Origin of the sequence: Caballeronia choica (genome assembly GCF_001544535.1) — a bacterium.
Classification (GTDB): domain Bacteria; phylum Pseudomonadota; class Gammaproteobacteria; order Burkholderiales; family Burkholderiaceae; genus Caballeronia; species Caballeronia choica.
In genome coordinates this window covers 1-24800 of sequence record NZ_FCON02000053.1, presented here as the reverse complement: position 1 = coordinate 24800, position 24800 = coordinate 1, and the positions used below count along the sequence as shown (strand labels likewise).

19 protein-coding genes and 1 pseudogene are annotated in these 24800 nt (G+C 64.1%); 13 read left to right on the top strand and 7 right to left on the bottom strand.

The window, feature by feature from the left end:
- Nucleotides 1-201 precede the first annotated feature (201 nt).
- The 3 genes and pseudogenes from AWB68_RS22320 to AWB68_RS22315 all read left to right on the top strand — a co-directional run.
- Nucleotides 202-3273, top strand: a pseudogene (locus AWB68_RS22320) (hypothetical protein); the annotation flags it as partial.
- On the top strand, nt 3259-4104 hold the full coding sequence (locus AWB68_RS51880) for a YadA family autotransporter adhesin (RefSeq protein ID WP_445344361.1): 846 nt from the start codon (nt 3259-3261) through the stop codon (nt 4102-4104). The pseudogene AWB68_RS22320 and the gene AWB68_RS51880, both read left to right, overlap by 15 nt.
- Nucleotides 4105-4197: 93 nt before the next feature.
- Entirely contained in the window at nt 4198-5271 is a 1074-nt protein-coding gene (locus tag AWB68_RS22315) for an OmpA family protein (protein WP_160110044.1), read from the top strand.
- A 53-nt stretch (nt 5272-5324) separates the two neighbouring features.
- Here the strand turns inward: AWB68_RS22315 and AWB68_RS22310 are convergent, their stop codons facing one another.
- Both AWB68_RS22310 and AWB68_RS22305 read right to left on the bottom strand, forming a co-directional pair.
- Nucleotides 5325-6614 carry a DUF3443 domain-containing protein gene (locus AWB68_RS22310; RefSeq protein WP_087646523.1) on the bottom strand — a complete coding sequence of 430 codons (1290 nt, stop codon included), beginning with the start codon at nt 6612-6614 and terminating at the stop codon, nt 5325-5327.
- A gap of 11 nt (nt 6615-6625) precedes the next feature.
- On the bottom strand, nt 6626-7090 hold the full coding sequence (locus AWB68_RS22305; RefSeq protein WP_087646522.1) for a DUF2844 domain-containing protein: 465 nt from the start codon (nt 7088-7090) through the stop codon (nt 6626-6628).
- Between the two features lie 538 nt (nt 7091-7628).
- Between AWB68_RS22305 and bamC the strand changes: the two genes are divergently transcribed.
- Both bamC and AWB68_RS22290 read left to right on the top strand, forming a co-directional pair.
- Entirely contained in the window at nt 7629-8831 is a 1203-nt protein-coding gene (gene bamC / locus AWB68_RS22295) for an NlpB/DapX family lipoprotein (RefSeq protein WP_087646520.1), read from the top strand.
- Between the two features lie 550 nt (nt 8832-9381).
- A complete protein-coding gene (locus tag AWB68_RS22290; RefSeq protein WP_087646519.1) occupies nt 9382-9669 on the top strand; it encodes a putative quinol monooxygenase in 288 nt (95 codons plus the stop codon).
- Nucleotides 9670-9702: 33 nt separating this feature from the next.
- Here AWB68_RS22290 and AWB68_RS22285 read toward each other — a convergent pair whose 3' ends face one another.
- The 3 genes from AWB68_RS22285 to AWB68_RS22275 form a co-directional block, all read right to left on the bottom strand.
- The gene (locus tag AWB68_RS22285) at nt 9703-9963 is read right to left on the bottom strand and encodes a hypothetical protein (protein WP_062637467.1); all 261 of its coding nucleotides are present in this window, start codon (nt 9961-9963) and stop codon (nt 9703-9705) included.
- A 219-nt stretch (nt 9964-10182) separates the two neighbouring features.
- Nucleotides 10183-10416, bottom strand: a complete 234-nt coding sequence (locus AWB68_RS22280) for a hypothetical protein (RefSeq protein WP_087646518.1) — start codon at nt 10414-10416, stop codon at nt 10183-10185.
- Between the two features lie 347 nt (nt 10417-10763).
- Entirely contained in the window at nt 10764-11408 is a 645-nt protein-coding gene (locus AWB68_RS22275) for a YdcF family protein (protein WP_235028451.1), read from the bottom strand.
- Between the two features lie 355 nt (nt 11409-11763).
- Between AWB68_RS22275 and AWB68_RS22270 the strand changes: the two genes are divergently transcribed.
- Entirely contained in the window at nt 11764-12075 is a 312-nt protein-coding gene (locus AWB68_RS22270; RefSeq protein ID WP_087646516.1) for a hypothetical protein, read from the top strand.
- Nucleotides 12076-12361: 286 nt separating this feature from the next.
- Here the strand turns inward: AWB68_RS22270 and AWB68_RS22265 are convergent, their stop codons facing one another.
- Both AWB68_RS22265 and AWB68_RS22260 read right to left on the bottom strand, forming a co-directional pair.
- Nucleotides 12362-12619: a hypothetical protein gene (locus AWB68_RS22265; protein WP_087646515.1), complete on the bottom strand. Its 258-nt coding sequence runs from the start codon at nt 12617-12619 to the stop codon at nt 12362-12364.
- 275 nt (nt 12620-12894) lie between these two features.
- Complete coding sequence (locus AWB68_RS22260) at nt 12895-13296, bottom strand: transposase (protein ID WP_087646514.1); 402 nt, start codon at nt 13294-13296, stop codon at nt 12895-12897.
- A gap of 399 nt (nt 13297-13695) precedes the next feature.
- On the opposite strand from AWB68_RS22260, the gene AWB68_RS22255 reads away from it, so the two are divergent.
- From AWB68_RS22255 to infB, 7 genes are all read left to right on the top strand, one after another.
- The gene (locus AWB68_RS22255; RefSeq protein ID WP_087646513.1) at nt 13696-14610 is read left to right on the top strand and encodes a LysR family transcriptional regulator; all 915 of its coding nucleotides are present in this window, start codon (nt 13696-13698) and stop codon (nt 14608-14610) included.
- Between the two features lie 69 nt (nt 14611-14679).
- The gene (locus AWB68_RS22250; RefSeq protein ID WP_087646512.1) at nt 14680-15918 is read left to right on the top strand and encodes a pyridoxal phosphate-dependent aminotransferase; all 1239 of its coding nucleotides are present in this window, start codon (nt 14680-14682) and stop codon (nt 15916-15918) included.
- Nucleotides 15919-16304: 386 nt separating this feature from the next.
- Nucleotides 16305-17375 (top strand): SMC-Scp complex subunit ScpB, encoded by a 1071-nt coding sequence (scpB, locus tag AWB68_RS22245; protein ID WP_087646511.1) that lies wholly within the window; start codon nt 16305-16307, stop codon nt 17373-17375.
- A gap of 123 nt (nt 17376-17498) precedes the next feature.
- Nucleotides 17499-19388, top strand: coding sequence for a 23S rRNA pseudouridine(2605) synthase RluB (gene rluB / locus AWB68_RS22240; RefSeq protein ID WP_087646510.1), 1890 nt, complete (start codon nt 17499-17501; stop codon nt 19386-19388).
- A 404-nt stretch (nt 19389-19792) separates the two neighbouring features.
- Nucleotides 19793-20251, top strand: coding sequence for a ribosome maturation factor RimP (rimP, locus tag AWB68_RS22235; RefSeq protein ID WP_087646509.1), 459 nt, complete (start codon nt 19793-19795; stop codon nt 20249-20251).
- The gene (nusA, locus tag AWB68_RS22230) at nt 20248-21723 is read left to right on the top strand and encodes a transcription termination factor NusA (protein WP_087646508.1); all 1476 of its coding nucleotides are present in this window, start codon (nt 20248-20250) and stop codon (nt 21721-21723) included. Before rimP ends, nusA begins: the two co-directional genes overlap by 4 nt.
- Before the next feature lie 93 nt (nt 21724-21816).
- Nucleotides 21817-24789 carry a translation initiation factor IF-2 gene (infB, locus tag AWB68_RS22225; protein WP_087646507.1) on the top strand — a complete coding sequence of 991 codons (2973 nt, stop codon included), beginning with the start codon at nt 21817-21819 and terminating at the stop codon, nt 24787-24789.
- Nucleotides 24790-24800: the final 11 nt, after the last annotated feature.

Below are 24800 nucleotides of genomic sequence, written 5' to 3'. Positions count from 1 at the left end.
ATCGGTGCCTCGCGTCACCCCGGCGGAAGCGAGATTCAATGACCGCCCAGAGCGCTCTCTGGCGCCGGATCGGTGCGCAGGCCGGAAGCACTATGCCATAGATATTTAGTACCACGATCTAATAAGAACTTTCAAATAAGCCATCAACCATTCCTGAGACACGTCTGACGTGTCTCCAAAAACTGAGAGTGAGCAAACAAGATGAAGAAGAAAATTCAACGCATCGCATCGAGGAAGCGGGCTTCAGCCGGGAATTCCGATGTTCTGGCTCAGGCCATTTCACGCGCCCGCGAAATTGCAGCCGGCGCATCCGTTCAGAGCGCAGGCGCGGTACTGACGACGCTCTCCCTGCTCGCCCTGCCGCAAATGGCCCATGCCGAGACGCTCGTCGACGCTACGCCGCAGTCCGGCGATACGCGTTTCATGTATTCATCGCAGGTCAGCCAGGCGCTCGGCGCGCTGCCGACAAATCGCGACGTCCCCTTGGCGGCGGCCGTGAGCAACGTCCAGGCGCAGGGATCGAATGCGCTCGTGACGTTCGGCGATCCGAGCCTGCCGCCGTCGGAGCTGATCAAATCGGGTCCCACGGACAAGACGCAGCAGATCGAAGCGCTCGGCTCCGACTCCATCGCGATCGGGCTGAATACGCACGCGAACGGGGAACTGTCGGTCGCGATCGGTTCGAACACCAGTGCCGCCAATGAAGGCGCGGTCGCGGTCGGCAACTCGGCGGTGTCGAGCGGCATCCACTCGACGGCGATCGGCGTGAACGCGGAGGCCACGAATGGCGATCGCTCCCTGGCGATCGGCTATCGCGCTCAATCCGGCTCGACCGACAGCATCGTGATCGGCAACAATTCCGTGATCGGAGACACGGCGGACACGACGACGGACAACGCGATTGCGGTCGGTTCGAAGAACCTGATCACGGGCGCCAACTCGGCGGCCCTGGGCAACGGACTGACGGTGCGCGGCACGGACTCGTTCGTACTCGGCAGCAACACGAAGGTGACGGGCGCCAACAGCGTGGTTCTCGGCGCCGCAAGCGACGGTTCACAGAGCAACGTGGTGTCGATCGGCGCGAAGGGTTCGGAGCGCAAGATCGTGAACGTCGCGCCGGGCACGCTCAGCGCGACCAGCACGGACGCGGTGAACGCCTCTCAACTGCACAAGGTGGTATCGAGCGCGGCTGCGGCGCTCGGCGGCGGCGCTGCGCTCGGCACCGACGGCACGATCAGTGCGCCGTCCTACACGGTCGGGGGCAAGGCTTATTCCGACGTTGGCAGCGCGATCGATGCCGTCGTCAAGACGGGCGTTGCCGGGTCGGCGGACGCCGTCAGATATGACGACGCCTCGAAAGCTTCCGTGACGTTCGGCGGCACCGCCGCAACGGTCTTGTCGAACGTGGCGCGAGGCGCGGCGAACGCCGATGCCGTGAACATCAGCCAGTTGAAGGACACCGGTTTGACCCTCGATGCGTCCGGCAATGCGACCAACGCGCTCGTCGCCTACGACGACACGGGCAAATCGCGTGTGACGCTCGGCGGCACGTCCGGCACGCTCATCACGAATCTTGCGAAAGGCACGAACGACACCGACGCGGTGAACTTAAGCCAGTTGAAGAGCGCGGGCCTGACGGTGGACTCGAACGGTAACCCGGCCAATTCGTTCGTCGCCTACGACAACGCGGGCAAGGGCGTCGTGACCTTTGGCGGCTCGGCAGGAACCGTTCTGAAGAACGTAGCGAGCGGCACGAACGACACGGATGCGGTGAACTTCAGTCAGTTGAAGAGCGCGGGCCTGACCGTCGATTCAAACGGTAACGCGGCCAATTCGTTCGTCGCCTACGACAACGCGGGCAAGGGCGTCGTGACCTTTGGCGGCTCGGCGGGAACCGTTCTGAAGAACGTGGCGAACGGCACCGACGACACGGACGCAGTGAACTTCCGCCAGTTGAAGAGCGCGGGCCTGACCGTCGATTCGAACGGCAACCCGGTCAATTCGTTTGTCACCTACGACACCGCCAGCAAAGGAAAAATCACGCTCAGCGGCACGTCCGGCACGCTCATCACGAACCTTGCGAAAGGTACGAACGACACCGACGCGGTCAACTTTAGCCAGTTGAAGAGCGCGGGCCTGACCGTCGATTCGAACGGTAACGCGGCCAATTCGTTCGTCGCCTACGACAACGCCAGCAAAGGCAAAATCACGCTCAGCGGCACGTCCGGCACCCTCATCACGAATCTTGCGAACGGTACGAACGACACCGATGCAGTGAACTTCAGCCAGTTGAAGAGCGCGGGCCTGACGGTGGATTCGAACGGCAACGCGGCCAATTCGTTCGTCGCCTACGACAACGCGGGCAAGGGCATCGTGACCTTTGGCGGCTCGGCCGGAACCGTGCTGAAGAACGTGGCGAAAGGCACTGACGACACCGACGCGGTCAACTTCAGCCAGTTGAAGAGCGCGGGCCTGACGGTGGATTCGAACGGTAACGCGGCCAATTCGTTCGTCGCCTACGACAACGCGAGCAAGGGCGTCGTGACCTTTGGCGGCTCGGCGGGAACCGTCCTGAAGAACATAGCGAAAGGCACGGACGACACGGACGCGGTCAACTTCGGCCAGTTGAAGAGCGCGGGCCTGACCGTCGATTCGAACGGCAACGCGGCCAATTCGTTCGTCGCCTACGACGAAGCCGCGAGAGGCAAGATCACCCTCGGCGGCAGCGACGGCACGACGATCGCGAACGTGAAGGCGGGTGTCGACGATCACGACGCCGTCAACGTCGCGCAACTGAAGGGAGCGGGCCTCGTCGACGCCAGCGGCAAGACGATGGCGGCAGTCGTGTATGACACGAGCGCGGATGGCAGCGTGAATCGTGGTCAGGTGACGCTTGGCGGCGCGTCGGCGTCGGCGCCGGTTGCATTGCGCAACGTCGCGGCGGGCCGTCTCGTTGCCGGCAGCACGGATGCGGTGAACGGCGATCAGTTGGCCCAGACCGTACAGATGGTCAACGATTTGCAAAACGGTGGCTCGCTCAAGTACTTCACGACGAATACGACGCTCGCCGCCGCGCAAGCATCCGGCGCGGACGCGCTCGCGATCGGCGGCAACGCGCAGGCGAGCGGCCAGAACGCCGTCGCGCTCGGCGCGAATTCCGTCGCCGACCGCGCGGATAGCGTCTCGGTCGGCGCGGCCGGACAGGAACGCCAGATCACGAACGTGAAGGCGGGCACGGCGGACACGGACGCCGTCAACGTGTCGCAGTTGAAAAGTACGGGCCTGATCGACAGCAAGGGCGCGGTGGCCGCGGCGCTGACCTATGACAAGACCGCGAGCGGCGCAACCGACTACGCCAACGTGACGCTCGGCAACGGCGTCGCGGGCGGCACCGCGCTCCACAACGTCGCGGCTGGCGCTCTGGTCGGCGATGCGGTCAACGTAGGCCAGTTGAACGATGCCATCGGCAAGGTTGCGAACTTTACCGCCGCCAGCACGGCGTTTTTCAGCGCGGATGGCAATTCGTCGACGGAAGCAGCCGTGACGAGCGGCACGCATGCGGTCGCGGTCGGCGCAAGCGCGCTCGCGAGCGGCGCGAATACGCTGGCAATGGGCGCCGGCGCGAAAGCGAGCGCGGACAACTCGGTCGCCCTCGGAGCCGGTGCCATAGCGGATCGCGCAAACAGCGTGTCCGTCGGCTCGGCGGGGGCGGAGCGCCAGATCACGAATGTCGCCGCGGGCACGTCCGCGACCGATGCGGTGAACCTCGACCAGTTGAACCGCGCGTCGAGCAACACGCTCGGACAGGCGAACAGCTATACCGACCAGCGCTTCAACAACACCGATCAACAGATCCGCGATCTCGACCACAACACGCGCAAGGGGATCGCGGCGGCATCGGCGCTCAACGTCGTGACGCCGTATCTGCCGGGCCGCACGGCGGTCAACGCCGGCGTCGCTGCGTATCGCGGGCAGGCGGCGCTCGGGATCGGCGTATCGCGCTGGAATGAGAAGGGCAACTTCAACTTCAATGCGGGCGTGTCGTCGTCGGGAGGCAACAGCACCATCGTCCGCGCGGGCATCGGCTACGTGTTTGGCAGTTGAGTCGGCCACTAAGCACACTCATTCCATCGTATGACGGCGCGATACCCAACCCGCGGCGCCCGGCGCGCCGCGGCTCCGACTCAGGCTACACACATGAAAAACACGATGATCGCCGCAGTCTGCGCGCTAACGCTCGCAGGCTGCGGCTCGGCGGCGGTCCGCGACAAGCTCGCGATCCAGGACCCGACCGTCCTGCAAACCGGATTCGCAACCGAGCAGAGCGAAGCAGCAGGCGCGGCAGTGCGCCAATGGACCGACGTCTACGGGACGATCAAGGCGCCGCGCGACGTGATCGCGTCGCTGGAATCGAGACTCGGCGCGCTCGGACCAAGGAAGGAAAACTATTTCGGCTACAAGGATCAATGCTGGATCGATGCCGGGAATGAAGAACTCGCCTTGCACAACGGCTGGGGGTTCGTCGAGGAAGCGATAGGCGAATCCGCCCGGCTGACGGCGGGACTCGAAGGAAGCCAGCCGTTGTCGTCCGAGAACCCGTCGTTGCGCACGGTCGCGCCGCTGCGGCCGGACCTTGCCGCGGCCGTCAAGGGTTTGCAGGCCGATCCGCGCTTCCGGTACTGCCCGGGCGCGCAGAAGGTCGCCGCGTGCATGGAGGTCAAGCTCATGCACGCAGGGCACGACGCGTGGGCTCGCAACTTCGACGCCGCGCAGGTCAAAGTCGCTGCCGTCGAGCACGCGATGAGCGAGGCGCGCGAGCAACTCGACGGCTGCGCCGTGCCACAGGCGCAGCCGGTCGCGGCGGTGCCGTTGCCGCCGATGATCGCGCTGTCGACGGATGCGCTCTTCGCCTTCGACCGCGGCGATATCGCGTCGATCACGGATGACGGCAGGTCGAAGCTCGATGCAGTAATCGCGGATGTGAAGGGCGCGGGCGATGTGACCGGCGTCGCGATTTCGGGCTATACCGACCGGCTCGGCAGTTCGGCGTACAACCGCGCGCTGTCGCAGCGGCGCGCGACGAGCGTCCAGCGTTATCTGCAACGCCAGGGCATCACGGTGCCGATCCAGGCGCGCGGTTACGGGCCGGCGTCGCCGGGGGCGCAGTGCACGATGAAGCACCGCCGCGCGCTCATCGATTGTCTTTCGGGCGACCGGCGCGTCGAGTTGCGGTTCGCACGCAACGGCGAGTCTTTGGCCTCCGGCGAGTAGCAAGCCAGCGCAGCGGCCGCCCCGGTATTCGGGGGCGGCTGCTTCGACATGCGCTAAAACGCGTAGTACGGCCCGACGCCCGCAGGCGTCACGCGTCCTTCCAGCGCCGTGAACACGCGCCGTCCAAAGAAGAACGGTAAGCCCCAGTCAAAGTAATTGCCGACCGGGCCCGCGAGATTCGAGAACGCGTTGTTGCCGCTTGCGAAGAGCGTCGTCGAGGTCGATACGGCGAAGTTCACGTCGCGGGTCGTGCCGCTCGTCGAGCGAAGGGTGGCGGCGAAGCTTTGAGGCGTCGGCGGGCAGTACCAGAGTCCGCATACCGTCAGCGAAGTCGACGGGAAAAAGAGCCCGTTCGATCCGCTGTCGATGAAGCTCGTCGAGTACGTGTTGCCGCTGAAAATCGTGTTCACGTAGCCGGACAGTGCACTGCCTTGCAGCACGGTCGCATCGCCGAGCAGGTTGTTCGACTGTGAGCCGATGCCGAACGTCATCGTGCCGGCCACCGCCGGTGCGCCGGCGTCCGGCACGGCCGGGAGCTCGATCAGCACGCCGTTGTTATCGGCGGGAAAGCGGGCGACCGGGTTGGTTACCTGTTGCGCGACGGCGAGCGTGCTTGCGACGCAGTTCCCCGATGCGCACGCGTAATACCAGCGTGGCAGCGGCGAGCTCGCGCAGGCGCCACCGCAATCGGCGATGAACGGACCGACGCCCAGGATGCCGTTGCTGCGCAACCTAGCGGCCGTGAGCATCGGCAGGCCCGACTGGGTGCAATCCACGGCGGCGGCGGGCACGGCGGGATCGGCGATGACCTGGACCGATGTCGCGCCGGCCGTCTGCCCGGCGAGCCGGATGTCGGCGCTTCGGACCGCGCCCCAGGTGTAGCCCGTGCCGAACACGGCGCACTGCGCGACGCTCGAGCCGTTAGTGGACGTGATGGCCGGCAGCGCGAGCGTGGGCGAGAGCGCCGAGGCGAGAATGCGCAGGCCCTGGGAGCCGGTGTCGACCTGGATGTTGTCGATGGTCTGGCAGTTGTCGGTGCCCGGCACGCAGAGGGTGACGCTCGTCATTAGCATGTTGCGCGTGCCGCTGTCGAGCTTTGCCACCCGGATAGGCTGCACGTTCGGCGTGGTCGACTGCGCGACGGTGTTGTCGGGTGCCGGTGCCTTGGTGTCGGACGCGGACGCAGGGGCTGGGGCCGCCGGGGCGCTGGCGGGTGCCGGTGCGCTTGCCGGCGCGCTTGCTGATGTCGAACTGCCGCCCCCGCCGCCGCAGCCGGAAAGCGCGCCGGTCGCAATGATCGCAATGAACGTCGCCGCACACAGGAAAAATCGATGGGATCGCATGGGTCGGCTCCCTATTCGATGTCGGAGGTCGCGACGCCGGCCGGCAACGCGCTCGTGAGCCACGCGCGGCCGACGAACTGGCGCAGGCGCACGCTGCTCTCGACGACCAGATCATCCTGCGACACGCGCGACGCATGCAGCCCGTTGCTGACCTGCGAGGCGAGCGCGCCGTTTTGATATCGCGCGTAGTGGGCGCCGAGCAGCGCCTGAACGTCGGGTATCGCTGGACCATGCCAACTGACCGCGTAGACCTCGCCGGAGGAATTGACGTACTGGCGCACGGTGATCCCGTTCGTGTCGGTGGATTCGTGGTAGGAGAGCTGACCGTTTTGCGTGTGCTGCATGACCGCTGCGTGCGATGCGTCGTGGTCGCTGATGATCGTCGAGCCTAGCTGCGCGTCTGCGTACCCGCTTGCGAACGCCGCAGAAGCGAACGCGGCGATCAAAAGGTCCCGTGGGGTGGTTGGCCGTGACATTGTTTTTCTCCGTTCCTAAGGTCATTCTTATTTTCGAGATGAAATTCTAGGATGGAGGGTTGAAGAAATAGCGAGATGGGGATTCGTCTGGAAGGGTTTTTTGAGATGCCGTTTGAAATGCTTAATAATGCTTATTAAACAAGGAGTTGATCGACATTTGAGTGGGCAGCCGGAGTGAGTGTAAATGTCAAAAATTGTGCGACATGCAGAGGCACGCAGTTTTTTGAGATTTGAACGAGGCTTTTGGCGAGCTGCTGCGGCGGCATCGGAAAAGACGGAAGAAGGTGGAAAGAAGCAGTGGACGCGGACAGCCTGGCTTTTACGCCGCGGACGGTTTTATCGTGTGAAGGCGAAAACGGATCGCAGGAAGCGTTCGCAGATACGCTCCCGCGCAGCGTCCACGATCCGGCCCGACGCCAGCGCACACCCGGAACAGGCACCCGCGCGGTGCTGTTTTTGCACGGCGGCGCGCGGGACCGGTAAAATACTGGGTTGATCCACGGAAAACACCGTGGCGTAGCGGAAGGACTTCCCAAACATGACAGATTTTCGTGTGACCAAACGGTTGGCAGCACTTTTGATGGCGGCCGGGTTCGTGGCCGGATGCGGTACGTCTTCCCCCACCGCGATCAACTACAAGAGTGATTCCCGCTCGAAGCAGGCGTCCCTCGCGGTTCCGCCGAATTTGCTCGATGAAGCGTCCGACCAGCGTTCGTTGCCGCCCCAAGGCGGTCAGGCCACGCTGTCGGACCTGCAGCAAGTCCAGAAAGTCGCCCCGAGTGCTCCCACCGTGGTTCCGCCCGTCTCGGGCATGCATATCCAGCGCGATGGCACGGAGCGCTGGCTCGTCATCGACAACAAGACGCCGGACCAGGTCTGGCCGCAAATTCGCCGCTTCTGGCAGGAGCAGGGCTTCCTGCTCGTCGTCGACGCCCGCGACAAGGGCGTGATGGAAACCGACTGGAACGAAACCCATCCGCAGATTTCCGATGGCCTGATCCGCAACACGTTGTCTAAGGCAACGGGCAACTCGTATGTGACGGCCGAGCGCAACAAGTACCGCACGCGTCTCGAAGTGGCGCCGAGCGGCGGCACGTACGTGTTCGTGAGCCAGAAGGGCATGCGTGAAGCGCTGACGGGCGTGAACAACGATTCGAGCCAGTGGCAGGCTCGCCCGAACGATCCGGCGCTCGAAAACGAATACTTGAAGCGTCTGATGGCTGCGCTCGCGCTGACCGATTCGCGTCAGGCGTCGGGCGGTTCGGCGGACGCCGTCGCGCTCGACAAGGCGGCGCCAGCCGGCGCGAGCGGTGCCAAGCCGGCGGCGGCCACGACGGCGGCGCAGAACGTCGCGCTGTCCGGGCAGACGGCCATTCAGAACGACACGGTGCCCGAGGCTGCGTCCACGGAAATCACGCTGCCCGAGGCGTATGACCGCGCGTGGCTGCGTGTCGGCATCGCGCTCGACCGGAGCAACTTCACGGTCGACGATCGCGACCGCGCCAAGGGCGTCTATTTCGTGCGCTATGTCGATCCGAAGGACATGTCGTCGGCGGAACAGGGCTTCTGGAGCCAGGTCTTCCACGGCAAGAAGGAGAAGGTCGCGAAGCAGTACGAGATCAATGTCCGCGCGATCACGGAAGGACAAACGCGCGTCTCGATCATCGACGACAAGGGCCAGGTCGATTCCTCGCCTCAAGCGCGGCAGATCATGGCGCTGCTTGCCGATCAGATCGGCTGAGTGCAGTTGGCGCTTCGGCAGCACAAAAAAACCGCCCCGATTTTGGGGCGGTTTTTTTTATCGTGCGGCGAATTGGCATGCTGACTGCGCTGCCCTGCGCCAGTCTCGCGAGGGCTTCTTTGCACGCGGGCTTTGTGCGCCGGTATGTGCGTCGTTGTGTGCGGGAAAGCTTACTAGAATCGACTGTCTGACCAGTACAGTGCACGAATGGCGTGCGATTCGATCGGTGGAAGGCTGGCGCCTCCTGCCCTCGGAAGCCTGAATGGTTTGCACACGGGCGCCGACAGTCCCGTATCCCGGACACAGGTCCGCGCATTGGCGCGGGCGCCGGTGGCCCCGTCGCCTATCCTCGTAGGGCGACGGTTTTGCCCGCGTTTCAGCGAAACGCGGGCTTTTCTTTGGTGCGCCCGGCTGGGCGCATTCCTGGCGGTGCAAATCGTCTACCTTCCCGCCAAGGGGCGTGCAATCGCTGGCAACAAAGCGCTTGCAACCCGGCAATCAACTTGCCGCGCGGTTATCCTTGATCCTCTTTCACTCGAGGAAAACGCTCATGTCGGAAATTGCCGTTGTCGCTACTTTTGTCGCCAGGCCCGGGCAGGAAGAAAAGCTGAAGGAGGCGCTGCAGGGTCTCGTCGACCCGACGCGCAAGGAGCGCGGCGCCTTGCAGTACGATTTGCATCGCGATCTGAAAGAGCCGCGTCGCTTTGTGTTTTTCGAGCGCTGGGAAAGCGAAGCCGCGCTTGAGGAGCACGGCCGCTCGCCGCATATCGAGGCGCATCGCCGCAATGCGCCGGCTCTCGTCGAGCATGGCGAGATCCATGTGGTGGCGAAACTCTGAGAAACAGCGCGACTCGTCGAGGCGTCAGTTCCGTCAGTGCGTCTCGTGCGGGACGTCGAGAATCAGGATGATCGTCCAGTCGGCGTCGCCATCGTGGTGATATTGCCGTTCCGCGACGATGAACGGTTGCTGCTTGCCATCCGGCCCGAGAAAAAGCACGTCGCCTTCCATTGGCAGGCATTCCACCGGCGGGAGCGCGAGATAAGCGTCCTTGTTCGCGCTGCGCGGCATCAGTTTTTCGATCTTGCGTGACGCGGCTTCCGTCCATTCAATATCGAGCTGGATATTGCTCATGCTGTCCTCCGCACCGGGGTGCGTTTGCGGGTTCTCAAAGGGGAAAAGCGGGGTAAAAATGTCGACGCGCAATGTAGCATACCGCCGCGTCGCCGTTCATGTCGTTCGGTCCGCAACGCGTCCTTCGCCGATCTGTCACCTCCAATGAATAAAGCCGGAAACCGCGCTTGAAGCGCAGTTTCCGGCTTTACGTTCCAGCAGGACAGGCGTCCTACCGTGTCATTCCGCTGCCTTCTTCGTGCTCGACTTCTTGTGGCTCGACTTGTGTGACGGCGCCTGCGCCGGCGTGTTTTGCATACTATCCTGGCGCGCTTGCAAATTTTGCGCACGCATTTCGATATCGGAAATCTTGGCCGGATCGGTACTCATCGTCACGCCTTGATCGGCCTGCGCATACGCGCTGGACGCGACCGCGCTTAGGGACAACAGAACAGCCAGGGACACTTTTTGCATTCTTACCTCCTAGTAGTAGTTGAACCCGGGAATCGCCTGTCCGATTGGGCTGGACATCGCTCACTTCGCAGCAAAAATCGCTCCAGTGGGCCTCCTCGCAACAATCCACGCCGATGTTGCATTTCGGTGCACCGCGAGACCGAAGCAACCAGGGCAGGCAGTCGAATCATAGGCGCATACGGACCTGAGCACAGGCAACGCTATCGGCGTCGGACGCCTAACTCCCGCCAGTCGGTGACTGAGCGCGTGATCATACCGGCGCCGCAAACCGTTTTCTAGTCCTTATTAATTCAAGATGAAAGGTACGCCACCAATGTGGCAACGGCGTTTCGCTGCGCCGATCGAGGTTAATACAGATGCAGCCAGCGATAGACGTAAAAACGCATGATACCGACGACCTCGTGACACGCGATCTCGGCCGTGACGAATCCGTCGATGCTTGGAAAAAACGTCGATCGCGCGCTTCTCACGTTCGATACGAATGCCTGGGGCTCCAGTCCGAACGCTTCGAACGCGAGCACCGCACGCCGCATGTGATACGACGAAGTGACCACGATCAACGTTTCGTCACGTTCGGGGCGCAAGATGGCGGCAACGTTGCGCGCGTTCTGGTACGTGTCGAGACTGCGGTTTTCGAGCGTGAGATCGTCGGCGCCGATTCCTCGTGCAAGCAGGTAGGGCGCGTAGTTGTCGGCTTCGGTTTGGCCGTGACGTTGTGGGTCGCCGCCGCTCATGATGACGCGGCACGCCGCGCCCGTACGTCGGCACTCGCGGTACAACTCGGCCGTCGCGTCGATGCGTACGATCGAATCGCGCTTCGGTACGAGGCGTGCGTCGCGGTCGCGATCGGTGCCGCCGCCCAATATCACGATGGTCGTGCGCGGGGCGAAATCCGGCTGGATCGTGTGGTCAAAGCCGCGCTGAACGAGGTCGAGGATAGGGGTTGAGAGCCAACCTGCGCCAAGCGACCAGAAAAGGATCACGCAGAACATTGCAATTACGTGGCGCTTTCGTCGCCAAAGCGCAAAAAGCGCAAAAAAAAGCAGCAATAAAGTGAATAGAACCAATTTGATTGGGGTAACGTATAGTTTTCGAGACAATTCGCTGCGTCGTCGCGTTCCCGGGAATACGCCGACGATTTGCGAGGAAAGCGTGCGATCAGCACGTTGTAACGGGGGCTTGAAATAACAAGCAGCACCTAGCGCAAGCGGCGGCTGCGAATCCGGTTCTGGGTCGCGAAGCGGCAATGGAACCGGTGGGGGCATGCCGCGTTTAGTCGGCGCCGCCAGCAGTCTTCTGACTGCTCACGAGCGGCGCCGTCATGGCTGCACAGGAAGAAACAACGAAATGACCACGTATTCTAACGAAGCCGTACTCGAAGCGCTCCGGCGAGCCCAGTATCGCCAGGTGCCGTGGGCAAAGCGCCCCAATGTCTTCGATCACTTGCGCGCCCTCGGTTTGCTGGAACTCGTGCGCCAGCGCACGGTCGCACCGGCTCCCGGATTTCACGCGCCCGTCGACATCGCCGTGGTCACCGAGCGCGGCAAGCTCGAATTCTCCCGTCTCGCGCGCGACGAGCGATCGATGGATTGGGATCAGCATCGCGCCGCGCCCTATGCGCTCGTGATCCACGAACCCGTCCTCGAGGCTCGCGTCTAGTAGCGGCCTGGAGGTTGGCGTGGACGTTGACGCCACGAACGAGTGAGCGGCGTAGAGTGCGGGCAGGAACCCAGTTTCGGCTTCGGACCGGAAGGTCCTGCTGTCGATTGCTTCGACTGACAAACCTTGTAGGAAGCAGGCCGAAAAAAAGCCCGTATCGCGAGGATACGGGCATACCGGATCTTACTGCTGCCACGCTGTGCTCATGGCACTGTGTGGGACTGGCGCGACGCCGCAGTGGTTCCCTTCAATGCATCTGAATGTTTGCGGAATTGATCACGTCGGTTCAATGACCGTGCGGCTGCTCGTGATGCGCTGGTTCCGGGCGCGCCCGCACGTTGCTGGCGATATCGCCACGCAAGTCGCCGCGCGGTGCCGGTGGGCTGAAATCCCGGGCGCGCGACACGTCTTGTTGCGCCGGCGCGGCCGCCCGGGCGCTTGCCTTCACGCTGAGATCGTCCGGTTGTAATTGAGCCTGCGCAAGAGCGGCCCCGCACAGCAATGAAACCACAATGCCGCTCGCAAGCCGAGACATTGGTTTCATGGTGAGCTCCCTTCAGGCCCGTACGAAAGCCTGTTCGATAACTCATCAACTTATGCCAGTGCAGACAGCGGCGCTGTAATTAAGAGTAAGGAGTTGTTTCCTTACCGCGTAACGCGAACGGAGGACACGTGCCGAAGCCGATGCTTGCGGCACGTGCTAAAAAAACGAAGAGGAGAGAGGCCAGGGTTTCGTCCGGAAGCGCGGACGAAACCTCATGGTGCGAAGCGTGCAAATTCCGTGGCGCTTCTTTCGTGCGATGGAAGGAAATCGATCGCTCAGGCCATCTTGGCCGGTGCGCGCCACGATTCCGGGTTGGTCCAGAAGGCGCCCCGCAGACGATCGCGACTCGGCGGTGCTGGCGGCTTCGCCGCCGTGGATCCAATGCGGCCGCGCAGCGAAACTTCCCGGCCGTTGCTGCCGAGACGCTTCACGATCTCGGCGAGGGTGCCGTCGGCTTGCCACTCGTCGAAGCGGCGGCGGCAGGTCGGCGGCGACGGGTAGCGGCCCGGCAGCTTCGACCAGCCTTCGCCCGTCGACAGCACCCACAGGACCGCATTGACCACAGCGCGCGCTTCCACACGCGGGCGGCCGCGGCGTTCGCTGCGTGCAGGTTCCGCACAGAACAGCGCCTCAACCAGCGCCCACTCGTTATCTCTCAAATCGTCGAACAGCATCATGTTTCACCTCAGCGAAGCTAACCCCGGTGCGCTGCCCCGCGCCGCGCACTCTGGTCGGAATCCGAAGAACGAATACCCAGGCAGGTCGGAGGCCGCTGCGGCGGACGATTTGCTTTGACCGCAGGCAGTGCCGACCCTGTGCGCAATGAAATGCGAGAACCGTGCCATGTGAGCAGCAAATGCCGGGAAACCCACATGGCAGTAGGCTGGCGAGATGCCAGCATGGCCCGTATCAGACCCGAAATGTAGTGTTTGCGAAATCGGGACAATCACCAATCCAGTGCAGCAAGCCCTGCGTACGTGCGCGCACGTGGATTTGTTGCACCGCAGCGAAACCTCGTCGGTGCTTTTCGGCTCTCTATAATGCGCATTGATGTGGGTGATTAATGAGGTGCTGGAATGAGTGCAACGCTCAACGTGACACTCCGTCAATTGCGGGTGTTCATCGAAGTGGCGCGATTGCGAAGCTTCAGCCGGGCAGGCGGCGAAATCGGGCTGACGCAGTCCGCCGTGAGCCGGTGCGTGCGCGAGCTTGAAACCGAGATCGGCCTCAAGCTGATCGACCGCACGACGCGCGAAGTGCAACTCACCGACGTCGGCGCGAATCTGGTTGGCAGCGTGTCGCGGCTTCTGACCGATCTCGACGAAGCGCTGCGCGAGATTCGCGATCTGGGCGAGCAGCGGCGCGGGCGCGTGATCGTCGCGGCTAGTCCTACGGTCGCGTGTCGGCTGATGCCGCGCGTGGTCGCGGCATGCCTCGACCGGTTTCCGTTGATCACGCTGAGCCTGCGCGACGACGTGCAGAGCGACGTCCTGCGCCAGGTCAAGTCGGGAGAAGTGGATTTCGGCGTCGTCATCGGGCCGCTCGCCTCGGATGACCTCCACGGCGAAACGGTGATGACGGATTCGTTTTGCGTCGTCGCGCGGCGCGATCATCCGCTTGGGCGGGCGCGGGAAGTCGCCTGGGAGGCGCTGGCCGGGGAGCGGCTCGTGATGCTCGACTACGCGTCCGGCAGCCGTCCGATCATCGACGCAGTGATGCGCGAGCATGGCGTGAGCGCCGAAGTGGTGCAGGAACTCGGCCATTCGGCGACTGTTTTCGGGCTGGTGGAGGCGGGTGTCGGCATCAGCGTGCTGCCTTGGCTTGCGTTGCCGCTGCCGGCGCAGTCGTCGCTGGTTGCGCTGCCGCTCGTGCCGCGGGCCGAGCGCACCGTGGACCTGGTGAGGCGGCGCGATCGTTCGCTGTCGCCCGCCGCGGAATCGGTGTGGTCGCTCGTCGCCGCCTTGCCCGGCCGCGCAGAGGAACTCGAATGAGCGCGGCCGGGCAGTCGTGTGAAGGAAGCGCGGCGCGTTAGACTTTTACTTTTATCGGCGGAGCGGGCAATGAGCGAATCGGCGGGAGCGGTGTCGGCGGAATTGGGAACACTGGCGGGCGCCCATGGCGGCCACGCGCCGAACGCGCGCGACGCGGTGCGCGGGTTGCGCCCTTCGCAAATCCGCGAAGTGGCGAACGCGGGTTTCGGCGTGCCGGACGTGCTGCCCTTCTGGTTCGGCGAATCCGATCGGGTGACGCCCGAGTTCATCCGCGATGCCGCGAGCCGCGCTCTCGCCGGCGGCGCGACGTTCTACACGCACAATCTTGGCATCGCGCCGCTGCGCGAGGCGCTCGCCGGCTACGTCGAGACCTTGCACGGCGCCACGACGCCGGACCACATCGCCGTCACGAGCGCGGGCGTCAACGCCCTGATGCTGGCATCCCAACTGGTCGCGGGGGCGGGCGACCGGGTGGTCGCCGTCACGCCGCTGTGGCCGAACCTCGTCGAAATTCCGAAGATCCTGGGCGCGAGCGTCGAAACGGTGTCGCTGACCTATGGCGCCGCTGGCTGGACGCTCAATCTCGAACGCCTGCTTGCCGCACTCACGCCCGGCACGCGGATGCTGTTGATCAATTCGCCGAACAACCCGACCGGCTGGACCATGACCCGCGACGAGCAACGCACGGTTCTGGCGCATTGCCGTCGGCACGGCATCTGGATCGTCGCCGATGAAGTCTACGAGCGACTCTATTACGGTGCTGACGGAGGCGCCGCTCCGTCGTTTCTCGATCTCGCGACGCGCGACGAACGCGTGATCGCGGTGAATTCGTTCTCGAAAGCGTGGCTGATGACGGGCTGGCGCCTCGGCTGGCTGGTCGCACCGACCGCGCTGATGGACGATCTCGGCAAGCTCGTCGAGTACAACACGTCGTGTGCGCCGTCGTTCGTCCAGCAGGCGGGCGTCGTAGCAGTGCGGGAGGGCGAGCGCTTCACGCAATCGCTTGTCGCCGATCTGCACGCGAGCCGCGATCATCTGGTCGGCGCGCTGCAAGCCATTCCCGGCATCGACGTGCGCGCGCCGCTGGGCGCGATGTACCTGTTCTTCTCGCTGCCCGGCGCCGAGCGCAGTCTGGAGTTGTGCAAGGCGCTCGTGCGCGAAGCGGGCCTCGGGCTTGCGCCCGGCAGCGCTTTCGGCGCGGAAGGCGAAGGCTTCGTGCGCTGGTGCTACGCATGCGACCCGACGCGGCTCGACGCCGGAGTGGGACGCCTGCGTGCGTTTCTCGCGTCGCGGCGGGCATCGTCTTAAAGCGTGACAAGGCGCGGCCAGCGCCTTGTCCACCGCCCGACGTGAGCCTTCGCGCCTCCGGATGTTTCACCTTTACGCACCGGTTTTTTTTGCGTAATATGGCGCTCAGTCACGCGCTTCCGCCTTGGAATGCGCTACTCCGTCCGGTTGGGATGGCTCGTTGGACCGCCAGAAGTACCGCGATTTTTGCTGACTCGCACTGGCCGGTCGCTCGATTCGGCTCCCCCCGGTGCGTGCTCCCAATCAATATGACCGATCAAAATCGGGCGAGCGCGTCTTGAAATTCCGCGTCCAGTTCTACCGTCCGTTGCGTTCGTCTGAATGCCCGGGCCCGCTCAAGTCCGATTGATCCGGTTCATTGACCACACAGGGTCTGACCTAGCTGCATGAATACCCAAGAGGCGAAGATCGTCCTCGAGACTGCTTTGATTTGTGCGCAGGAACCGCTGAAGCTCGGCGAGTTGCGCAAGCTCTTCGCCGACGATATTTCGGCAGACACCGTTCGCACGTTGCTCGAAGGCCTCAAGGAGGACTGGTCGGGCCGTGGCGTCGAACTGGTGGCGCTGGCGTCCGGATGGCGTTTTCAAAGCAAGCCCGCCATGCGGGGTTATCTCGATCGGCTGCACCCAGAAAAGCCGCCGAAGTATTCGCGAGCCGTTCTCGAAACGCTCGCGATCATTGCTTATCGGCAACCGGTTACGCGCGGTGATATCGAAGAGATTCGCGGTGTGACCGTGAATACGCAAGTCGTGAAGCAGCTCGAGGATCGTGGCTGGATCGAGGTGATTGGCCATCGCGACGTGCCGGGCCGTCCGGCGCTGTATGCGACGACCAAGCAGTTTCTCGACGACCTCGGCCTGACGGCGCTCGACGAATTGCCCGCGCTGGACAATCCGTCCGCGCAATTCGAGGCGGCGCTTTTCGCGCAGCACTCGATCGACTTCCCGGACGGCGATGCCGCCCCGGCTGTGCCCGGCGAGGCCGCGCCGCAGCAGGATTCGAGCGATTTCATCGCTGGCGGGGAACACGCCGCGCAGGATGAAGTCCACGTGGAAGGAGCGCCGGATGATGACGCGCTGTCCGCGGTGCCCAGCCTCGCCGCTCGCGCCGAAGCGGGCACGGCGGCGGCTCGAAGCGACGAATCCGCGACGCGCGGAACAACGCAGAACGAATCGATGGAATCAGCGGCGGACCACGAAGCGTTCACGCCATTCGACGCTGCGGCCCCGGCGGCCGGAGCACCGGCTGGCGGTGAAAAAATGCCCGCCGAAGCCGACGACCAGAATCACGCAGCATCCCGGATCGAACCGGCGCGGCACGAACCACGTGCCGTCGCATCCGGATCGAACCCGGTGCAGATGGATGAGACGGACGCGGCCGATCGCGTCACCGCCGCACCGGACGAAAACACGCTGACCGACGACGATACCGACGGACGGGAAGCACGCCGCGCCTGATGCAATTGCACGGACCCTGATCCGGCTGTCCATAAAGATCAGTTCACACGATCAGCCGAAACGATCAGCGGATTTTTTGACGCGCCCGCGACGGGCGCGCGACTCGACACATTTGAGGTTGTTTTGACACATTCCCACGACAGCGATTCGCCCGAATCCGAGCGCCCCGTTCGTGCCACGGACGCACAAGACCCGTCCGACGCCGGCGAGCGCGCCCGCACCGACGATTCCGCCGAGGGCGACGACCGTCCCCGTCGCGGTTTGCGTCGCGGGCCGCGCAGCCTGATCGCACGGCGCCGCGCCGTCGCGAAGACGAAAGACGCCGAGGAAGGCGCGCCGGAAGCCGGCGCGGTGGCGGAAGCGCCGCCCGATGGCGTCGTCGCCGCGAAGGTGCGCATGCCGCGCAAGGAAGCGGGGGCCAGGGCGCCGCGCAATGCTGCGGGCAAGGGCAAGCGCGAAGCGGCCGAGGGTCGCGAGGCGGGAGTCAGGGAACCGAAGGAGCCGAGTGAGCCGAAGGAAGCGCAACGTGAGGGCGGCCGCCGGCAGGGCGCGCAGCAAAAGCGCGGCAAACGCGATGGCGCCGTGACGCCGGCGCCTGGCGCGACAGCGGCGGCCGTCGACGACGTGTTTGCCTATGTGACCTCCCCCGCCTTCGACGCCGACAACGGCACCGGTGGCGTGCGCGCTCCCATGCTGCGTCGCGGGCGCAACGACCCGCAGCAAAAACGCGTGCTGGAACCGGACGACGACGCGCCGAAGCTCCACAAGGTGCTCGCCGAGGCGGGCATGGGCTCGCGTCGCGACATGGAGGAACTGATCGTCGCGGGGCGTGTATCGGTGAACGGCGAGCCGGCGCACATCGGCCAGCGCATCATGCCGACCGATCAGGTGCGCATCAACGGCAAGCCGGTCAAGCGCAAGCTCGCGAGCAAGCCGCCGCGCATCCTGCTTTATCACAAGCCAACCGGCGAAATCGTGAGCCATGCCGATCCGGAAGGCCGTCCGTCGGTCTTCGACAAGCTGCCGCCGATGAAAACGGCGAAGTGGCTCGCCGTCGGCCGTCTCGACTTCAATACCGAAGGGCTGTTGCTGCTCACGACGTCGGGCGATCTGGCAAACCGCTTCATGCACCCGCGCTACAGCGTGGAGCGCGAATACGCGGTGCGGGTGGTCGGCGAGTTGTCGGAAGGCATGCGTCAAAAGCTGTTGAGCGGCGTCGAGCTTGAGGACGGCCCGGCCAATTTCCTGCGCATCAAGGACGGTGGCGGCGAAGGCACGAACCACTGGTATCACGTCGCGCTGGCCGAGGGGCGCAATCGCGAGGTGCGGCGGATGTTCGAAGCGGCCGGTTTGATGGTCAGCCGCCTGATTCGCACGCGTCACGGCCCGATCGCGCTGCCGAAGGGCCTGAAGCGCGGCCGCTGGGAAGAACTCGAGGACAATCAGGTGCGCAGCCTGATGGCGTCGGTCGGACTCAAGGCGCCGGCCGAGGAGAAAGGCGGCCGCAGCACGCCGCAGCGCGTTCAACCCGATCCGATGCAAACGTCGATGGGCATCATCACGCGTGAGCCGGTCCTGAGCTCGCACTTGCGCGCGACGCAGACACCGGCGCGCGGCGGTCCCGGCGGCCGACGTGGCGCGCCTGGCGGCTTTGGCGGATCGGCGGGGGGCTTTGGCGGTGCCGGCGGCGGCTTCAGCGGCGCGAGCGGTGGTGGCTACGGCGCGCGTGGCGGCGGCCGCGAACCCAACGGCAATCGCGCGGGCGCCGAAACGAACGGCAATCGCGCGAACAGCGGCCGTCCGGGTGCTGGTCCGCGCGGCGCTCGTGCACAGGGTGGTCCGCAGGGCACGGGAATGGGTGGTTCGGGCAAGCGCGCCGCGGGTGCGGGTGGTCCGCGCGCAGGCGGCCGACAGGGTCCGCAGGGGGGTGGGCAGGGCAAGTCCGCCAATGCGGGCGGCGCTGGCCGCGGTCCACGACCGGCTACGCCGCGCAACCGGACGCGCGGACGCTGAGCGTCGGCCAGTCGCGGAGGCTCGAAGTCTGATTGCACTGGCGCATTTGACTCAGCGCCGATGCAATGAAAAAGGGGCGCGTCGCTGCGCCTCTTTTCATTCGCCGCAAGTACGGGAACCAGGCAGGATTCGAACGCAAACGCCAGCGAAACGGCATCGAAACAGCCGCCAACCGGCCTAGTACGTTTGCGTTTATCCCGAAAAATGGCTAAAATCACAAAGTCGCTGGGCACGCAGTTTTGTTTCGCCGCCCGGATGCGACCTCGGTTTAAAGAAATTGGGCGTTGCGCCCATTTTTTTTTGGCCATTCGGTTCGTCATCTTGGGGCAACAAGTGCGCGCCGGCTCAAGGCGCGATCCGCAGGTGTTCTGGCGTGGAGCGCGCGCGAACACCTTGGAGTCACTGTGCATCTGACGGAATTGATAGAAACCACGGTCTCGGGCCTAGGCTACGAGCTTGTCGATCTCGAGCGCTCGGGAGGCGGCATGTTGCGCGTCTCTATCGACCAGCCCGCCGGAATCGCCATCGAAGACTGCGAGAAAGTCACGCGCCAGCTTCAGTACCTGCTCGAAGTCGAAAACATCGATTACGACCGGCTCGAAGTATCGTCGCCGGGTCTGGATCGTCCGCTCAAGAAACTGGCGGATTTCGAGCGCTTCGCGGGCAGCGAAGCTGTCATCACACTGAAAAAGCCGCTGGACGGGCGCAAGTCGTACCGGGGCATCGTGCATGCGCCGAACGGCGAAATGATTGGTTTGGAATTTGAAGGGAAGGACGGCGCCGCGATGCTCGATTTCACGCTCGCAGACCTCGATAAAGCACGTCTCGTCCCCAAGGTTGACTTTAGGAGCCGCAAACAATGAGTCGCGAAGTTTTGATGCTGGCGGATGCGCTGGCGCGCGAAAAAAACGTCAACAAGGACGTGGTGTACGCAGCACTCGAGGCTGCTCTCGCCTCGGCAACGAAGAAGCTGTTCGAGGAAGATGTCGATATTCGCGTCGCGATCGATCGTGAAAGCGGCGAGCACGAAACCTTCCGCCGCTGGCGCGTCGTGCCGGACGAGGCGGGCCTGCAGGAGCCGGACCAGGAAATCCTGCTGTTCGAAGCGAAGGAAGAAAAAGCCGACGCACAAGTGGACGACTTCATCGAGCAGCCGATTCCGTCGATCGAATTCGGCCGCATCGGTGCGCAGGCTGCGAAGCAGGTGATTCTTCAGAAGGTTCGCGACGCCGAGCGCGAGCAGATCCTGAACGACTTTCTCGAGCGCGGCGAAAAGATCATGACCGGTTCGGTCAAGCGGCTCGACAAAGGTAATTTCATCGTCGAATCGGGTCGCGTGGAAGCGCTTCTGCGCCGCGACCAGTTGATTCCGAAGGAAAACCTGCGGGTCGGTGACCGCGTGCGTGCGTATATCGCCAAGGTCGACCGCACTGCGCGCGGCCCGCAGATCGAACTCTCGCGCACGGCGCCCGAGTTCCTGATGAAGCTGTTCGAGATGGAAGTGCCCGAAATCGAGCAAGGCCTGCTGGAAATCAAGGCGGCCGCGCGCGATCCCGGCGTGCGTGCGAAAATTGGCGTGATCGCTTACGACAAGCGCATCGACCCGATCGGCACCTGCGTCGGCATTCGCGGATCGCGCGTGCAGGCGGTGCGAAACGAGCTCGGTGGCGAGAACGTCGACATCGTGCTATGGTCGGAAGACCCCGCCCAGTTCGTGATCGGCGCCCTCGCGCCGGCTGCCGTACAGTCGATCGTCGTCGATGAAGAAAAGCATTCGATGGACGTCGTCGTAGACGAAAACGAACTCGCGGTTGCGATCGGCCGCAGCGGCCAGAACGTCCGACTCGCCAGCGAACTCACCGGCTGGCAGATCAACATCATGACGCCGGATGAATCCGCGTTGAAGCAGAACGAGGAGCGCGGCACGTTGCGCGACCTGTTCATGGCGCGTCTCGACGTCGATGAAGAAGTGGCCGACATTCTGATCGACGAAGGCTTCACGAGCCTCGAAGAGATCGCGTATGTGCCGCTCAACGAAATGCTCGAAATCGAAGCCTTCGATGAAGACACGGTTCACGAACTGCGCAACCGCTCTCGTGACGCCCTGTTGACGATGGCCATCGCCAACGAAGAGAAAGTCGAAGGTGCCGCACTCGATTTGAAGAGCCTCGACGGCATGGACAACGAACTGCTGTCGAAGCTTGCAGAACGCCAGATCCAGACTCGCGATGACCTCGCCGAGCTGGCTGTGGACGAGCTGGTCGAAATGACCGGCATGGAAGAGGATGCCGCTAAGGCGTTGATCATGAAAGCACGTGAACACTGGTTCCAGTGAGAAATGACCATGGCGCACTGATATATCGCGGCCAGTTCGGCCGCATGACCCCGATCTAACAGCAAGGATCTGTCCTTGCATCAAGAGGAATGAATGGCGAGTAACAACGTAGCCCAATTTGCCGCGGAACTCAAAATGCCTGCAGGCGTACTGCTCGAGCAGTTGCAGGCGGCTGGCGTTCAGAAAGCGAGCGCTGACGACGACTTGTCCGAAACGGACAAGGCGCGTCTGCTCGATCATTTGCGAAAGTCGCACGGTTCCGCCGACGCCGACAAGCGCAAGATCACTCTGACCCGCCGGCATACGTCGGAGATCAAGCAATCCGACTCTACGGGTAAAGCTCGCACCATTCAGGTCGAGGTGCGCAAGAAGCGTGTCTTCGTGAAGCGCGACGAACATGGCGCCGAACAGGTCGTCGAGGCGGGCAATCACGTCGAGGACGAAGTCGACGAAGCCGAATTGCAGCGTCGCGAGGAAGAAGCGCGGCATGCCGCCGAGCTGCTCGAGAAGGAAGCGCAGGAACTGAAGGAACGCCAGGAACGCCTCGAGCGTGAAGAGGCGGAGCGTCGTGCGCGCGAGGAAGCGGCGGAAGCCGAGCGTCGCCGCGCCGAGGAAGAAGCGGCCAAGCGCGCCGCTGCCGTGGCGGAAGCGGCGGAAGTGTCGCGTGCCGCAACGGCTGCCCGCAAGGAAGATCGCGCGGAAGCCAAGGTCGACAAGCAGGCTGCAAAGCCGGCCGCGGAGCCCGCGAAGGTCGACACCGCCGCGCAGCAGAACGAAGAGAAGGCCGCCGCCGAGCGCGCCGCTCAACGCGAAGCGGCCAAGAAGGCCGAGGACGCCGCGCGCGCGGCGACCGAAAAGGCGCGCGCCGAGCAGGAACAGATCGCGAAGCGCCGCGCCGCGGCGGAAGCGGAAGCGCGTGCGATCCGCGAAATGATGAACACGCCGCGCCGTGCGCAGCAAGCGAAGCCGGCCGAGCCGGCGCCTGTCGCGAAACCGGTGGAAGCGGCGAAGGCCGTCGAGGCGAAAGGCACGCTGCACAAGCCGGCGAAGCCGGAAGGCGCGGTGTCCGCACGCCCGGCCGCGGCGAAGAAGCCGGCGGCAGGCGCGCCGGCACCGTCGGCACCGTCGTCGCCCGACAAGAAGAAGGCGGGCGGCAAGGGCGGCTGGCAGGACGACGCAGCCAAGCGCCGCGGCATCAAGACGCGCGGCGACACCAGCGGCGGCGTCGATCGCGGCTGGCGTGGCGGCCCGAAGGGGCGCGGCAAGCATCAGGATCAAACCACGTTCCAGGCCCCGACCGAACCGATCGTGCGTGAAGTGCACGTGCCGGAAACCATTTCGGTTGCCGATCTGGCGCACAAGATGTCGGTGAAGGCGTCGGAAGTCATCAAGGTGATGATGAAGCTGGGCCAGATGGTCACGATCAACCAGGTGCTCGACCAGGAAACGGCGATGATCGTCGTCGAGGAACTTGGTCACCGTGCGGTCGCGGCCAAGCTGGACGATCCGGAAGCGCTGCTCGTCGAGGGTGAAACGACGGAAGAGACGGGCGAGCGCCTGCCGCGTCCGCCGGTCGTCACGGTCATGGGTCACGTCGACCACGGCAAGACGTCGCTGCTCGACTACATCCGCCGCGCGAAAGTGGCTGCGGGCGAAGCGGGCGGGATCACGCAGCACATCGGCGCTTATCACGTCGAGACGCCGCGTGGCGTGATCACGTTCCTCGACACGCCGGGTCACGAGGCCTTTACGGCCATGCGGGCGCGCGGTGCGAAAGCCACCGACATCGTGATTCTCGTGGTCGCAGCGGATGACGGCGTGATGCCGCAGACGAAGGAAGCGATCGCCCACGCGAAGGCCGGCGGCGTGCCGATCGTCGTCGCGATCAACAAGATCGACAAGCCGGATGCGCACGCCGAGCGCGTGAAGCAGGAGCTCGTCGCGGAAGGCGTCGTGCCGGAAGAGTACGGCGGCGATTCGCCGTTCGTGGAAGTGTCGGCGAAGACGGGTCAAGGGATCGACGACCTGCTCGAAAACGTCTCGCTCCAGGCCGAAGTGCTGGAACTGACCGCGCCGATCGATGCGCCGGCGAAGGGTCTCGTGATCGAAGCGAAGCTCGACAAGGGCAAGGGTCCGGTTGCAACGATCCTCGTGCAGTCGGGTACGCTGAATCGTGGCGACGTCGTGCTCGCAGGCAGTGCCTACGGCCGCGTGCGCGCGATGCTCGACGAAACAGGCAAGCCGGTGAAGACCGCGGGTCCGTCGATTCCGGTCGAGATCCAGGGTTTGTCGGAAGTGCCGGGCGCGGGCGAAGAAGTCATCGTGCTGCCGGACGAACGCAAGGCGCGTGAGATCGCGTTGTTCCGTCAAGGCAAGTTCCGCGACGTCAAGCTCGCGAAGCAGCAGGCCGCGAAGCTCGAAAACATGCTCGAGCAGATGGGCGAAGGCGAAGTGCAGAACCTGCCGCTCATCGTCAAGGCCGACGTGCAGGGCTCGCAGGAAGCGCTGGTGCAGTCGCTGCAGAAGCTTTCGACCAACGAAGTGCGCGTGCAGATCGTGCACAGCGCGGTCGGCGCGATCAGCGAATCGGACGTCAACCTCGCCACGGCGTCGAAGGCGGTCATCATCGGCTTCAACACGCGGGCCGATGCCCAGGCGCGCAAGGTGGCCGAGAACAACGGCATCGACATTCGCTACTACAACATCATCTATGACGCAGTGGATGAGGTGAAGGCGGCAATGTCCGGCATGTTGTCGCCGGAGAAGCGCGAAGTCGTGACGGGCATGGTCGAAGTGCGCCAGGTCATCAAGGTGCCGAAGGTCGGCATCGTCGCGGGTTGTATGGTCACGGACGGCGTCGTCAAGCGCAGCTCTTCGGTGCGCGTGATCCGCAACAACCTCGTGATCCACACCGGCGAACTCGATTCGCTCAAGCGCTTCAAGGACGACGTGAAGGAAGTGCGTCAGGGCTTCGAGTGCGGCGTGTCGATCAAGAACTTCAACGACATCGTCGAAGGCGATCAGCTGGAAGTGTTCGAAGTCACCGAAGTGGCTCGTACGCTGTAAGATAGCCCGCC

Bases quoted from the DNA above. Each gene is read 5' to 3' on its own strand.
- infB (WP_087646507.1), top strand. From the start codon at position 21,817: ATGGCGAGTAACAACGTAGCCCAATTTGCCGCGGAACTCAAAATGCCT.
- AWB68_RS22290 (WP_087646519.1), top strand. From the start codon at position 9,382: ATGTCGGAAATTGCCGTTGTCGCTACTTTTGTCGCCAGGCCCGGGCAG.
- AWB68_RS22270 (WP_087646516.1), top strand. From the start codon at position 11,764: ATGACCACGTATTCTAACGAAGCCGTACTCGAAGCGCTCCGGCGAGCC.
- AWB68_RS22285 (WP_062637467.1), bottom strand. From the start codon at position 9,963: ATGAGCAATATCCAGCTCGATATTGAATGGACGGAAGCCGCGTCACGC.
- AWB68_RS22265 (WP_087646515.1), bottom strand. From the start codon at position 12,619: ATGAAACCAATGTCTCGGCTTGCGAGCGGCATTGTGGTTTCATTGCTG.
- AWB68_RS22280 (WP_087646518.1), bottom strand. From the start codon at position 10,416: ATGCAAAAAGTGTCCCTGGCTGTTCTGTTGTCCCTAAGCGCGGTCGCG.
- AWB68_RS22255 (WP_087646513.1), top strand. From the start codon at position 13,696: ATGAGTGCAACGCTCAACGTGACACTCCGTCAATTGCGGGTGTTCATC.
- AWB68_RS22310 (WP_087646523.1), bottom strand. From the start codon at position 6,614: ATGCGATCCCATCGATTTTTCCTGTGTGCGGCGACGTTCATTGCGATC.
- bamC (WP_087646520.1), top strand. From the start codon at position 7,629: ATGACAGATTTTCGTGTGACCAAACGGTTGGCAGCACTTTTGATGGCG.
- AWB68_RS22250 (WP_087646512.1), top strand. From the start codon at position 14,680: ATGAGCGAATCGGCGGGAGCGGTGTCGGCGGAATTGGGAACACTGGCG.
- AWB68_RS22275 (WP_235028451.1), bottom strand. From the start codon at position 11,408: ATGTTCTGCGTGATCCTTTTCTGGTCGCTTGGCGCAGGTTGGCTCTCA.
- AWB68_RS22305 (WP_087646522.1), bottom strand. From the start codon at position 7,090: ATGTCACGGCCAACCACCCCACGGGACCTTTTGATCGCCGCGTTCGCT.
- nusA (WP_087646508.1), top strand. From the start codon at position 20,248: ATGAGTCGCGAAGTTTTGATGCTGGCGGATGCGCTGGCGCGCGAAAAA.
- AWB68_RS22260 (WP_087646514.1), bottom strand. From the start codon at position 13,296: ATGATGCTGTTCGACGATTTGAGAGATAACGAGTGGGCGCTGGTTGAG.
- AWB68_RS22315 (WP_160110044.1), top strand. From the start codon at position 4,198: ATGAAAAACACGATGATCGCCGCAGTCTGCGCGCTAACGCTCGCAGGC.
- scpB (WP_087646511.1), top strand. From the start codon at position 16,305: ATGAATACCCAAGAGGCGAAGATCGTCCTCGAGACTGCTTTGATTTGT.